The 12,045-nt window shown below is 70.1% G+C and carries 12 protein-coding genes and 1 pseudogene; 8 read left to right on the top strand and 5 right to left on the bottom strand.

The genetic code is table 11. From position 1 onward, the window contains the following. Positions 1–54: 54 nt before the first annotated feature. Positions 55–744 (bottom strand): DUF5324 family protein, encoded by a 690-nt coding sequence (locus ACWGH1_RS30925; protein ID WP_453409203.1) that lies wholly within the window; start codon positions 742–744, stop codon positions 55–57. Between the two features lie 175 nt (positions 745–919). On the opposite strand from ACWGH1_RS30925, the gene ACWGH1_RS30920 reads away from it, so the two are divergent. Together ACWGH1_RS30920 and ACWGH1_RS30915 are read left to right on the top strand one after the other, a co-directional pair. Then, positions 920–1,447, top strand: coding sequence for a peptidylprolyl isomerase (locus ACWGH1_RS30920; RefSeq protein WP_453355890.1), 528 nt, complete (start codon positions 920–922; stop codon positions 1,445–1,447). A 118-nt stretch (positions 1,448–1,565) separates the two neighbouring features. Further along, positions 1,566–2,447 (top strand): rhomboid family intramembrane serine protease, encoded by an 882-nt coding sequence (locus ACWGH1_RS30915; RefSeq protein WP_453355891.1) that lies wholly within the window; start codon positions 1,566–1,568, stop codon positions 2,445–2,447. Between the two features lie 129 nt (positions 2,448–2,576). Here the strand turns inward: ACWGH1_RS30915 and crgA are convergent, their stop codons facing one another. Beyond that, the gene (gene crgA, locus ACWGH1_RS30910; protein ID WP_190185596.1) at positions 2,577–2,831 is read right to left on the bottom strand and encodes a cell division protein CrgA; all 255 of its coding nucleotides are present in this window, start codon (positions 2,829–2,831) and stop codon (positions 2,577–2,579) included. A 91-nt stretch (positions 2,832–2,922) separates the two neighbouring features. Between crgA and ACWGH1_RS30905 the strand changes: the two genes are divergently transcribed. From ACWGH1_RS30905 to ACWGH1_RS30880, 6 genes and pseudogenes are all read left to right on the top strand, one after another. After that, entirely contained in the window at positions 2,923–3,711 is a 789-nt protein-coding gene (locus ACWGH1_RS30905; protein WP_453355892.1) for a DUF881 domain-containing protein, read from the top strand. Next, positions 3,668–4,420: a class E sortase gene (locus ACWGH1_RS30900; RefSeq protein ID WP_453355893.1), complete on the top strand. Its 753-nt coding sequence runs from the start codon at positions 3,668–3,670 to the stop codon at positions 4,418–4,420. The genes ACWGH1_RS30905 and ACWGH1_RS30900 overlap by 44 nt, the downstream gene beginning before the upstream one ends. Before the next feature lie 90 nt (positions 4,421–4,510). Next, entirely contained in the window at positions 4,511–4,687 is a 177-nt protein-coding gene (locus tag ACWGH1_RS30895) for a hypothetical protein (RefSeq protein ID WP_453355894.1), read from the top strand. Next, positions 4,684–5,322 carry an aminodeoxychorismate/anthranilate synthase component II gene (locus tag ACWGH1_RS30890; protein ID WP_453409200.1) on the top strand — a complete coding sequence of 213 codons (639 nt, stop codon included), beginning with the start codon at positions 4,684–4,686 and terminating at the stop codon, positions 5,320–5,322. Before ACWGH1_RS30895 ends, ACWGH1_RS30890 begins: the two co-directional genes overlap by 4 nt. Before the next feature lie 143 nt (positions 5,323–5,465). Beyond that, positions 5,466–6,143 (top strand): annotated as a pseudogene (locus ACWGH1_RS30885) (class E sortase); the annotation flags it as partial. Positions 6,144–6,179: 36 nt separating this feature from the next. Continuing rightward, positions 6,180–6,908 carry a class E sortase gene (locus tag ACWGH1_RS30880; protein WP_453355117.1) on the top strand — a complete coding sequence of 243 codons (729 nt, stop codon included), beginning with the start codon at positions 6,180–6,182 and terminating at the stop codon, positions 6,906–6,908. Positions 6,909–6,968: 60 nt separating this feature from the next. Here ACWGH1_RS30880 and pknB read toward each other — a convergent pair whose 3' ends face one another. The 3 genes from pknB to ACWGH1_RS30865 all read right to left on the bottom strand — a co-directional run bounded on the left by pknB (position 6,969) and on the right by ACWGH1_RS30865 (position 12,039). Next, on the bottom strand, positions 6,969–9,002 hold the full coding sequence (gene pknB / locus ACWGH1_RS30875; RefSeq protein ID WP_453353036.1) for a Stk1 family PASTA domain-containing Ser/Thr kinase: 2,034 nt from the start codon (positions 9,000–9,002) through the stop codon (positions 6,969–6,971). Positions 9,003–9,157: 155 nt separating this feature from the next. After that, positions 9,158–10,618 carry a peptidoglycan D,D-transpeptidase FtsI family protein gene (locus tag ACWGH1_RS30870; protein WP_453353037.1) on the bottom strand — a complete coding sequence of 487 codons (1,461 nt, stop codon included), beginning with the start codon at positions 10,616–10,618 and terminating at the stop codon, positions 9,158–9,160. After that, positions 10,615–12,039 carry an FtsW/RodA/SpoVE family cell cycle protein gene (locus ACWGH1_RS30865; RefSeq protein WP_453353038.1) on the bottom strand — a complete coding sequence of 475 codons (1,425 nt, stop codon included), beginning with the start codon at positions 12,037–12,039 and terminating at the stop codon, positions 10,615–10,617. Before ACWGH1_RS30865 ends, ACWGH1_RS30870 begins: the two co-directional genes overlap by 4 nt. Between the last annotated feature and the right edge of the window lie 6 nt (positions 12,040–12,045).

Genomic DNA, 12,045 nt, shown 5'->3' with positions numbered 1-12,045 from the left:
GGCCCGGATCCACCGGATCCGGGCCCCTCCACCGTGCCTTGCGCGTGCCTTCGGTTACGGCTGCGCGTCGCCGTTCGGGTCCGCCTCGTTCTCCTTCGCCGCCAGTTCGTCTTCGAAGCTCGCCGGTTCGGCGCCGCGCCCCGACAGTTCGGTGGCGGCAGGCGGCTCCACCAGCCAGTCCGGGTTGGACTGCTGGTCCCACCACTTCCACACCACGAAGGCGGCGGCCGCCACCGCACCGACCACCGCGACGCCCTTGAGCAGCCGGCCCGCGCGGGCCCGCCGCTCGTGCTTGCGGACCAGCCGCTGCACCTCCTTGGCCGTCACCTGGCCGCGCAGCGCCGCGAAGGCCGCCGTGGACCGCGATGCGGCCTCCTCGGCCATCGGCTGAGCGGCAGCGAGGGCGCTTTCGATCCGGGGCTGCGTGTAGTCGGCTGCCTGACGCGCCGCACGGCGCGTCTGGTGCACGGCGGTCGTGGCGGCGCGGTCGACGGGCGGCGGCACGTGCGCCCGCGCGGCCTTCAGGCGCGGGTGCAGATGGCTGTCGTAGGTCGTACGGGCCTGGCGGGCGGCCTCCGACGCCGCGTACGAGACCTTCGGCGCCAGCCGCTCGTTCGCCTCGTGCGCGTAGTGCACAGCCGCGTCCTTGGCGGTTTCTGCGTACGGCGCCACCACTTCCGCTGCGTGCCGCATGCTCTCCCTGGCACTCTCGGCTGCCAGGCGCACGCTGTCCTTGCGGGTCACGGGATCCTCCTCCTCGGTGGCGGACACAGTTCACCTTTCCACCCTTTGTCGGATCATGCCTGTCCCCGCGCCAACGGGCATGCGAGACAAGGCATACGGGTGGAGGATTTTCCCGGGCCGTGCCGCACCGTGGGAGGATCGGACACCACAGTGAGCACGAGGAAGGCAGATCCCGTTGGCCGAGAAGCTCTACGCCACCTTGAAGACGAACCACGGCGACATCGAGATGGAGCTGCTGGCGAACTTCGCTCCGAAGACCGTACGGAACTTCGTGGAGCTGGCCACCGGCGAACGCGAGTGGACGAGGCCGACGGACGGTCAGAAGACCACCGACCCGCTGTACGACGGCACGGTCTTCCACCGCATCATCAGCGGTTTCATGATCCAGGGCGGCGACCCGCTCGGCAACGGCACCGGCGGCCCGGGATACCAGTTCGCCGACGAGTTCCACCCGGACCTGGCCTTCACCAAGCCGTACCTCGTGGCCATGGCCAACGCCGGCCCCGGCACCAACGGCTCCCAGTTCTTCATCACCGTCGCGCCCACCGCCTGGCTGACCCGCAAGCACACCATCTTCGGCGAGGTCACCGACAAGGCCAGTCAGAAGATCGTGGACGAGATCGCGGCCCTGCCCACCAACCCGCGCACCGAGCGGCCGCAGGACGACGTGATCATCCGGACCGTGGTCGTCGAGAAGCGCTGAGCCCCCGCGGCGCCGTACCGGGAACCTTTCCGCCCCGCCCGTGCGTACTCGGTACGTACCGTGACCGGACCGGTGGGGCGGCGTCCCGCGCCGGTCCCGCCGTAAACCGAGGGGACCGATGGACACCGACCGTCTGCCGGGCTGTTACCGCCACCCGGACCGCGACACGGGGATTCGCTGCGTCCGCTGCGAGCGCCCGATCTGCCCCGAGTGCATGATCAGCGCCTCGGTCGGCTTCCAGTGCCCCGAGTGCGTCCGCGAGGGCTCCGGCGCGGCCCACCGACCCGCCGCGAACGCGCCGCGAACCCTGGCCGGCGGTGTGGTCGCCGCCGATCCGCACCTGGTCACCAAGATCCTCATCGGGCTCAACGTCGCGGTCTTCCTCGTCGCGCAGCTGGTGCCCGGGCTGCCCGTACGGCTGGAGCTGCTCGGCCGCTACGTGGAGTACTACGGAGCCCCCCTGGAGGGGGTGTCCACCGGCGAGTACCACCGTCTGCTGACCTCGGTGTTCCTGCATACCGAGTGGTGGCACCTGATCGGCAACATGATCGGCCTGTGGGTGCTCGGCGGTCCGCTGGAGGCCGCCCTGGGCCGGGTCCGCTACCTCGCCGTGTACCTGCTGTCGGGCCTGGGCGGGAGCGTCCTCGTCTATCTGCTGACCGCCCCGAACACGGCGACCCTCGGTGCTTCGGGCGCCGTCTTCGGCCTGCTCGGCTCCACGGCCGTCATCGCGCGGCGGATGCGGTACGAGATGCGCCCCGTGATCATCATGGTCGCCCTGATGCTGGGGCTGACCTTCGTACAGGTCGGCGGCGTCAGCGTGTCCTGGCAGGCGCACGTGGGCGGCCTGGTCACCGGTGCGCTGGTCACGCTGGGGCTGCTTCTGCCCGTCTCCGGCAGGAAGCGGGCCCTCGTCCAGTGGGGGAGCTGCGCGGCCGTGTTCCTGCTGGCAGTCCTGCTGATCATGGTCAGAACGGCCGGGCTGTCCGCGCTCACCTGATCACACCAGCGTCAACTCTCCACAGAGTTATCCACAGATCTTCTGCCTTTTCCTCAGGTGTGGATGACGCTGTGGATAACTCATGGGGAGAGCTTCCGTCGGCGGTGGAACTGCGCTATGCGGGCCGGGCTACTTCCACTGCGTGGAGACGCCGAACCCCGCCGCGATGAAGCCGAAACCGACCACGATGTTCCAATTGCCCAGTGATTCGATGGGCAGCTGGGTGTCGGTCACATAGAAGACGACGATCCAGGCCAGGCCGATCAGGAAGAACGCCAGCATGACCGGGGCGACCCAGCTGCGGTTCGTCAACCTGATCGCCTGCGGCTGCCGCGTAGGCGGCGGCGTGTAGTCGTCCTTCTTGCGGATACGTGACTTCGGCACGAGGGGCTCTCCTGTCGATGCGCTGGGGACCTTGCCTGCCCCGGGCGTCCGTTAGCGTAGTGGACCTGTGGCGTTGAAGGAGAAGGGTACGTTGAGCGATTCCGACGACTCCTCCGCGGGTCCCCGCCGCCGGCTCCGGCCGGTCCGGCTGCTGACCGCCGCCGTTTTCGCCCTCGCGGGCCTCATCTTCGTCACCAGTTTCAACACGTCCAAGGGTACGAACATCCGCACGGACGCCTCGCTCCTCAAGCTCTCCGACCTGATCCACGAACGCAGCCAGAACAATGCGGAGCTGGAACAGACCACCGCTGCCGTACGCGGTCAGGTGGACGCCCTCGCCGAACGCGACGACGGCAGCAGCAAGGCCGAGGACGCCAAGCTGGCCGCCCTGCGTGCCGCCTCCGGCACGGAGGAGATCTCCGGCAAGGGCCTCACGGTCACGCTCAACGACGCTCCGCCGAACGCCACGCCCCGCATCCCCAACGTGCCCGACCCCCAGCCCAACGACCTGGTCATCCACCAGCAGGACCTCCAGGCCGTGGTGAACGCGCTGTGGCAGGGTGGCGCCACCGGCATCCAGATCATGGACCAGCGCCTGATCTCCACCAGCGCCGTGCGCTGCGTCGGCAACACCCTGATCCTCCAGGGCCGGGTCTATTCGCCCCCCTACAAGGTCTCCGCGGTCGGCGACCCGGGCGCGTTGCGCAAGGCGCTGGCGGCCTCCCCGGCCCTGCAGAACTACCAGCTGTACGTCACCGCCTACGGTCTCGGCTGGAAAGTGGACGAGCACAAGGCGCTGACACTGCCCGGCTACTCCGGCACAGTGGACCTCCACTATGCGAAGCCGGTGGAACCCGCCACGTCCACGCCCACGCCCTGACGTCGTACTGCGCCTGCTGGTACGGACGTTCAGCGAACTGTGTCTGACGGCCGGGACGCTGATCGTGCTGTTCGTGGCGTACTTGCTGCTGTGGACGGGGGTCCGGGCCGACCGTGCCATGGACGGCGAGGTGGCCCGGCTGCACGAGAGCTGGGCGGCCCCCGAGCCGCCCGCGGAGCACGCCGCACCCGCGCCGACCGCCCCCGCCGCACCCGCGCCGACCACCCGGCCGCCGCTGGCCGACGGGCAGGCGTTCGCCGAGATGTACGTCCCCCGCTTCGGTGCGGACTGGAACAAGCCGGTGCTGGAAGGAACCGGCCCGGAGCCGCTGAAGCGGGGCCTCGGCCACTACCCGGGGTCGGCCCGCCCCGGGGAGAGCGGGAACGTCGCGGTGGCCGGGCACCGGCGGACGTACGGGGACCCGTTCAAGGACGTGCCGGAGCTGCGCCCCGGGGACGCCGTGATCATCAAGGACGCCGCGGCCTGGTACACGTACACCGTCCGGGCCGAGCCGCTGCGCATCCTGCCCACCGAGACCGGGGTGGTCGATCCGGTGCCGCGGCGCTCGCCCTTCGCCACCCCGGGCCACTACCTGACCCTGACCACCTGCGAGCCGGAGTGGGGCCACAGCCACCGCCTGGTGGTGTGGGCGGAGCTCACGGAAACCCGCCCGGCCGCCCAGGGGCCGCCGGAGGGATTGCCGAGGTGACCCCCCTCTCACGGCCGCTGGCTTTAGTCTGTTGCGGTACCGCTCCCGCGGTGCGTGGGAGGAACGTGGAACGAGAGGGGAGCCGGCGCGATGTACGGCTGGATCTGGCGGCACCTGCCCGGCACCGCATGGGTACGCGCACTGATCTCGCTCGCACTGGTCCTGGCGGTGGTGTTCGTGCTGTTCCAGTACGTCTTCCCGTGGGCCGAGCCGCTCCTCCCGTTCAACGACGTGACGGTGGACGAGGGATCGGGAGCTGCTCCGTGAGCGCGCGCATTCTGGTTGTCGACAACTACGACAGCTTTGTCTTCAATCTGGTCCAGTACCTCTACCAGCTCGGCGCCGAGTGCGAGGTGCTGCGCAACGACGAGGTGGAGCTCGCCCACGCCCAGGACGGTTTCGACGGCGTACTGCTCTCCCCCGGCCCGGGCACCCCGGAGGAGGCCGGCGTCTGCGTCGACATGGTGCGGCACTGCGCCGGGACGGGCGTCCCGGTCTTCGGCGTCTGCCTCGGGATGCAGTCGATGGCCGTCGCCTACGGGGGCGTCGTGGGCCGGGCGCCGGAGCTGCTGCACGGCAAGACCTCGCCGGTGGTGCACGAAGGGCTCGGCGTGTTCGCCGGGCTGCCGTCGCCGTTCACCGCGACCCGCTACCACTCGCTCGCGGCGGAGCCCGGGACCCTGCCCGACGCGCTGGAGGTCACCGCGCGCACCGAGGACGGGATCATCATGGGGCTCCGGCACCGGGAGCACGACGTCGAGGGCGTGCAGTTCCACCCCGAGTCCGTGCTGACGCAGTGGGGCCACCGGATGCTCGCGAACTGGCTGGTGCGCTGCGGTGACGCCGGAGCCGTCGAGCGGTCGGTGGGCCTGGCCCCGGTGGTGGGCAAGGCCGTCGCGTGACAGCCGTCGCGCCGTCCGCCCCCACGGGGGGCCGGGCCGCGCGGCGCAGGGCGGCACAGGAGGCCGCGAAGCGTACGCACGCGCGGGCGCGCAAGGGGGGCGGCGGCCGTCGCCGCAGGCGTCCGCGCCAGGGCGGCCCGCTGGTGGTGCTGAGCCGGGCCTTCGGGGAGCTGTTCATCACCGTCGGGGTGGTGATGCTGCTGTTCGTCACCTACCAGCTCTGGTACACCAACGTGCTGGCGGAGCGGACGGCGGACGGGGCCGCCGGCTCGCTCCGGCAGAACTGGGAGCGGGCCCCCGGCGGGTCGGCCGCGCCGCCCGTGGCGGCCTTCGAGCCCGGCCAGGGCTTCGCGATCCTGTACATCCCGAAACTGGACGTGAAGGTGCCGGTGGCGGAGGGCGTCAGCAAGACGCAGGTGCTCGACAAGGGGATGGTCGGGCACTACGGCGAGGGGCCGCTGAAGACGGCGATGCCGTCCGACGCGCAGGGCAACTTCGCGCTGGCCGGCCACCGGAACACCCACGGGGAACCGTTCCGCTTCATCAACCGGCTGGTCCCGGGCGACCCGATCGTGGTGGAGACGCGGGACGCGTACTACACCTACGAGATGACCTCCGCGCTGCCGCAGACCCCACCGGCCAACGTGTCGGTGATCAAGCCGGTTCCCCAGGGCTCCGGATTCACCGGCCCCGGCCGGTACATCACGCTGACCACCTGCACGCCCGAGTTCACCAGCACCTACCGGATGATCGTATGGGGCAGGATGACCGGGGAACGCCCCCGCAGCCAGGGCGCCCCGCCCGCGCTGAAGAGCCCGTAAGCCGACCGTACGTACGCCACAGAGGACGAATCCGCAGTGTCTCGTGCCCGCCGCCGTTCCGCACCGCCGCCCCGGAGCCGCAGTGTGCTCGCCGGGTTCCTGAGCCTGCTGGGCGAGCTCCTGATCACCGTTGGCCTGGTCCTGGGCCTGTTCGTCGCGTACTCCCTGTGGTGGACGAACGTGCTCGCGGACCGGCAGGCGTCGGCGCGCGGCGACGAGGTCCGCCGGCAGTGGCAGACCGCCCCGGGGACGAACGCGCCCGAGGCGCCGGGGGCGCTGGACACCCGGGGCGGCATCGGGTTCCTGCACGTACCGGCGATGGACAACGGCGAGGTGCTGGTCAAGCCGGGCACGTCGCCGGAGGTGCTCAACGACGGGGTCGCCGGGTACTACACGGAGCCGGTGAAGGCGGCGCTGCCGTGGGAGGAGAAGGGCAACTTCACGCTGGCGGCGCACCGCGACGGGCACGGGGCGAAGTTCCACGACATCGACAAGGTGAAGACCGGCGACGCGGTCGTCTTCGAGACGCGTGACACCTGGTACGTGTACAAGGTCTTCGCCGAGCTGCGCCAGACCTCGAAGTACGACGTGGACGTGATCAACCCGGTCCCCAAGGAGTCGGGCAAGACGGCCCCGGGCCGCTACATCACGCTGACGACTTGCACGCCCGTGTACACCTCGAAGTACCGGTACGTGGTGTGGGGCGAGCTGGTGCGCACGGAGAAGGTGGACGCCGAGCGCACCCCGCCCGCGGAACTGCGCTGACGGGAACGGCCCGGCCCGCCCCGGAGCGGGGAGGGCCGGGCCGGGTCCGGGGCGCCGGGGTCAGCGGCGCGTGCCGCCGGTGAGGCCGCCGAAGAAGCCGCCGCCGTCCTGACCCTTGACGGTGCGGACGTTGATCACCGTGCCGGCGGGCTGCGGCGTGCCGACCGCCGGGTTCGAGTCGAGGACCACCGCGTTGTCGTCCGTCGGACCGGCGAGGACCGAGCCGAAGACCAGGCCGCTCGCCTGGAGGGTCAGCTTGGCCTGAGCCACGGTCTGACCGGTCAGCGGCGGCACCGCCGTCGGCGTCGCCGCTGCGGCCTTGGCGATGCTGACGTTGACCGCCGTGCCCTTGGCGAGCTCCTGGCCCGGCGCGTACTGCTGCGCCACGATCGTCTTCGGCGCCGGCGTGGTGCCGGCGGGAGGATCGACCTCGGTGACGCTGCCGAGCTTGAGCTTGGCGTCGGAGAGCAGCTTGGCAGCCACGTCCTGGGTCTTGCCGGTGAGGTCCGGGACGGTGCCCTTCGCGATCTCCTTCGAGACGGTCAGGGTGACGACCGAGCCCTTCTCCGCCTCGACGCCGGACTTCGGGTCCTGGTCCAGGACGATGCCGGGCGACTGGTCGGACTCCACGAGCTTCTTCTCGACCTGGAAGTTCTTCGCCTTCAGCGCGGATTCGGCCGCCTCGTACTTCAGCCTGAGCACGTCGATGACCGCGACCTTGGGCGCGCCCGAGGAGATCTTCACCTTGACCGGGGAGTTCTTGTCGGCCTTGGTGTCGGGAGCCGGGCTCTGCTGGCAGACGCGGCCCTTGGGCTGGTCGTCGCAGGGCATCTCGCCGTCCTGGACCACCGAGAGGCCGACGTTCTTGCCCCGGTCCTGGGCCGTGGCCAGGGTCTCGCCGATCAGCTTCGGGACGGAGGGCCGGTTGTCGGCCCCGCCGGTGAAGATGGTGCGGCCGATGAGGATGGCGCCGACCAGGACGAGGACGGCGGCGACGGCCAGCAGGACCGTCGAGGCGCGGCTCTTCTTCTGCGGCCGGCGGCCGTGGCCGCCTTGGTCGTAACCCCCGTGGCCCTGGTCCCCGTACCCGTAGCCGCCGTCGCCGGGGACCGTCGGGGGCATCATCGAGGTCTGGCCGGGATCGGGGCTGCGCAGGGCGGTGGTGGGCGCGTCGTAGCCCTGGTGGCCGTAGCCGTGGCCCTGGTCGCCGTAGCCGTACCCGGCGGCGCCCATGGCGGCGGTCGCGGCGACGGGCTGGCCGTCGAGGCAGGCCTCGATGTCGGCGCGCATCTCGTCGGCGGACTGGTAGCGGTAGTCGGGGTCCTTGACCAGCGCCTTGAGGACGATGGCGTCCATCACCGGCGTGATCTCGGGGTCGAAGTTCGACGGCGGCTGCGGTTCCTCGCGCACGTGCTGGTAGGCGACGGCGACCGGGGAGTCGCCCACGAACGGCGGCCGGACGCAGAGGAGCTCGTAGAGCAGGCAGCCGGCGGAGTAGAGGTCGGAGCGCGCGTCGACCTGTTCGCCCTTGGCCTGCTCCGGGGAGAGGTACTGGGCGGTGCCGATCACGGCGGCGGTCTGCGTCATGGTCATGCCGGAGTCGCCCATGGCGCGGGCGATGCCGAAGTCCATGACCTTGACCTGGCCGGTGCGGGTCAGCATCACGTTGGCGGGCTTGATGTCGCGGTGCACGATGCCGGCGCGGTGCGAGTACTCGAGCGCCTGGAGGATGCCGATGGTCATTTCCAGGGTGCGCTCGGGCAGCAGCTTGCGGCCGGAGTGCAGCAGCTCGCGCAGGGTGGACCCGTCGACGTACTCCATCACGATGTACGGGATGGAGATGTTGTCTACGTAGTCCTCGCCGGTGTCGTAGACGGCGACGATCGCCGGGTGGTTGAGCGACGCGGCCGACTGGGCCTCGCGGCGGAACCGGGCCTGGAAGGACGGGTCGCGGGCGAGGTCGGCGCGCAGGGTCTTGACGGCGACGGTACGGCCGAGCCGGGTGTCGTGACCGAGGTAGACCTCGGCCATGCCACCACGGCCGAGCACGTGGCTCAGCTCGTACCGGCCGCCGAGGCGACGCGGCTCTTCCATAACTTGCAGCCCTCTCCGTCAGTCCCGACCGCACCGGTGTGTGGTCCGGCGGTGTGCTGTTCGCGCAAAGGCTACCGGCCGATCGGAGGTGATCGTCTCGTGACCACAGGCTGATACGAGACCGGTACCGAGCGCTCGGATCCTGTCTCCGCTTCTCATCCCTTGCTCTTCACGACGGCTTCCATGACCGCCTTGGCGACCGGCGCCGCCAGGCCGCCGCCGGTGATGTCCTCGCGGTCGGCGGCGCTGTCCTCGATGACGACGGCGACGGCGACGGGGGAGGAACCGTCCGGGAGCTTGGCGTAGGAGATGAACCAGGCGTAGGGGCGCTTGGCGTTCTTCTCGCCGTGCTGGGCGGTACCGGTCTTGCCGCCGACCGTCACGCCCTTGATCTTGGCCGGGGTGCCGGTGCCGTTCTCGACGACGTTGACCATCATCTGCTGGACCTTCTGCGCGTTGGCGGCGGAGAGGGGCCGGCTCATCTCCTGCGGCTCGTGCTTCTCGATCACGTCCAGGTTGGGCGCGGTCAGCTGGTCGACCATGAAGGGCTTCATCAGCTTGCCGTCGTTGGCAATGGCCGCGGTGACCATGGCCATCTGGAGCGGAGTGGCGGCGGTGTTGAACTGGCCGATGGAGCTCTGCGCGTTGCCGTCCCGGCCCATGGTCTTGTCGTAGACGCTGGCGAAGGCGCGGACGGGGGTGTCGATGGTGCTGTTGAACCCGAACTTCTGGGCCATGTCGACCATCTTGTCGCGGCCGACCTTGTCGCCCATGTTCGCGAAGACCGAGTTGCAGGAGACCCGCAGCGCGTTGTTCAGGCTCGACTTCTCGCAGCCGCTGGCGTGGTTGACCATCGGGGTCTTGGTGCCCGGCAGGATGTACGGCTCGGGGGTGTCCGTCGCCGCGTCGATGTCCGTGACGACGCCGTTCTCCAGCGCCGCGGCAGCCGTGACGACCTTGAAGGTGGAGCCCGGCGGGTAGGTCTCGCGCAGGGCGCGGTTGACGAGGTTCTTGTCCTCGCTGTCGTTGAGCTCGCGCCAGGCCTTGCCGTCGTCCTTGGAGAACCCGGCGAACTTGGACGGGTCGTAGGACGGCGTGCTGACCAGGGCCAGGATGGCGCCGGTCCGCGGGTCGATCGCCGCGACGGCGCCCTTCTTGGTGCCGAGCTGCTGGTAGGCGGCCTTCTGGGCGGCGGCGTTCAGCGTGGTGACCACGTTGCCGCCCTGCTTCTTCTCGCCGGTGAACATGCCGATGGTGCGGTCGAAGAAGAGCCGGTCGTCGTTGCCGGTGAGGATGCCGTCGTCGATGTTCTCCAGCTGCGTGGAGCCGAAGGCCTGCGAGGCGTAACCGGTGACGGGCGCCCACAAGGGGCCGTCGAGGTACGTCCGCTTGAACTTGAAGTCGCTGCCGTCGGTGACCGCGGAGCCGGTGACGGGCTGGCCCTCGACGATGATGTTGCCGCGCTCGGTGGCGTACTGGGCGATCTGGACCCGGCGGTTCTCCTTGCGGGTGCTGAGTTCCTCGGCCTGGACGTACTGCAGCCAGTTCGTACGGATCAGCAGCGCGAGGACGAGCAGCCCGCAGAACAGCGAGATGCGGCGCAGGGGCTTGTTCATGACGGGCGGACCACCTGGGTCATCTCGGAGTCGGGGGACGGGGCGGGGGCCGGGGCCGGGCGGCGGGCGGTGTCGCTGATCCGGATGAGGATGGCGATGAGCACCCAGTTCGCGAGGACGGAGGAACCGCCCGAGGCGAGGAAGGGCATGGTCATGCCGGTGAGGGGGATGAGGCCCATGACTCCGCCGGCGACGACGAAGATCTGCAGCGAGAACGCGCCGGAGAGGCCGATGGCGAAGAGCTTGCCGAACGGGTCGCGGGCGGCGAGGGCGGTGCGGACGCCGCGTTCGATGATCAGGCCGTAGAGCAGGAGGAAGGCCATGACGCCGGAGAGGCCGAGTTCCTCGCCGACGGTGGAGAAGATGAAGTCGGAGTTGGCGGCGAAGCCGATCAGGTCGGAGTTGCCCTGACCCCAGCCGGTGCCGAGGACCCCGCCGGAACCGAAGCTCATGATCGACTGGCCGACCTGCTCGCAGGCGCCGGACTTGCTGTAGCAGGCGAACGGGTCGAGCCAGGCGGTGACGCGGACCTTGACGTGGCTGGCGGTGGTGCCGACGACGACAGCGCCGCCGACCGACATGAGCAGGCCGATCACGATCCAGCTGGTGCGCTCGGTGGCCACGTACAGCATGATCACGAACATGCCGAAGAAGAGCAGCGAGGTGCCGAGGTCGTTCTCGAAGACCAGGACGAGCAGGCTCATCGCCCAGATCATCAGGATCGGACCGAGGTCACGGCCGCGCGGCAGGTAGAGCCCCATGAACCGGCGGCTGGCCAGGGCCAGGGCGTCGCGCTTCACCATCAGGTAGCCGGCGAAGAAGATCGCGATCACGATCTTGGCGAACTCGCCGGGCTGGATGGAGAAGCCGCCGACGCTGATCCAGATCTTGGCGCCGAAGACGTCGGCGCCCAGGCCCGGGACGACGGGCAGGATCAGCAGGACCAGGGCGGCGGCCATGGAGATGTAGGTGAACCGCTGGAGCACGCGGTGGTCCTTGAGGACCAGCAGCACCACCGCGAACAGGGCGAGGGCGAGCGCCGTGTACATCATCTGGCGCGGGGCGGACTCGGTGAACGCGCCGAACTGGCGCTTGGCGAGGTTCTGCAGCCGCTCGGACTGGTCGAGCCGGTAGATGATCACGAGCCCGAGCCCGTTGAGCAGCGTGGCGATCGGCAGCAGCAACGGGTCGGCGTACTTGGCGTAGCGGCGCACGACGAGGTGCGCGAGGCCGGCGAGCACGCCGAGGCCGAGCCCGTAGGTGAGCATGCCCGGGGGCAGCTTCCCGTGGACCGACAGGCCTACGTTGGCGTAGGCGAAGATCGGGATGACCACGGCGAACGCGAGCAGCAGGAGCTCGGTGTTCCGCCGGCTCGGCAGCTCGATCGCGCCGATGGTGGTCGTGTTGGTGACAACGCTCATGGTGTG

The sequence above is a fragment of the Streptomyces sp. NPDC054883 genome (assembly GCF_053610645.1).
The sequence above is the reverse complement of the archived record's forward strand: the minus strand, read 5'-3'. Positions and strand labels throughout refer to the sequence as shown.

Coding starts and splice junctions, on each gene's coding strand:
- ACWGH1_RS30915 (WP_453355891.1), top strand. CDS start 1,566: ATGGACACCGACCGTCTGCCGGGCTGTTACCGCCACCCGGACCGCGAC.
- ACWGH1_RS30900 (WP_453355893.1), top strand. CDS start 3,668: ATGCGAAGCCGGTGGAACCCGCCACGTCCACGCCCACGCCCTGACGTC.
- ACWGH1_RS30895 (WP_453355894.1), top strand. CDS start 4,511: ATGTACGGCTGGATCTGGCGGCACCTGCCCGGCACCGCATGGGTACGC.
- pknB (WP_453353036.1), bottom strand. CDS start 9,002: ATGGAAGAGCCGCGTCGCCTCGGCGGCCGGTACGAGCTGAGCCACGTG.
- ACWGH1_RS30870 (WP_453353037.1), bottom strand. CDS start 10,618: ATGAACAAGCCCCTGCGCCGCATCTCGCTGTTCTGCGGGCTGCTCGTC.
- ACWGH1_RS30865 (WP_453353038.1), bottom strand. CDS start 12,039: ATGAGCGTTGTCACCAACACGACCACCATCGGCGCGATCGAGCTGCCG.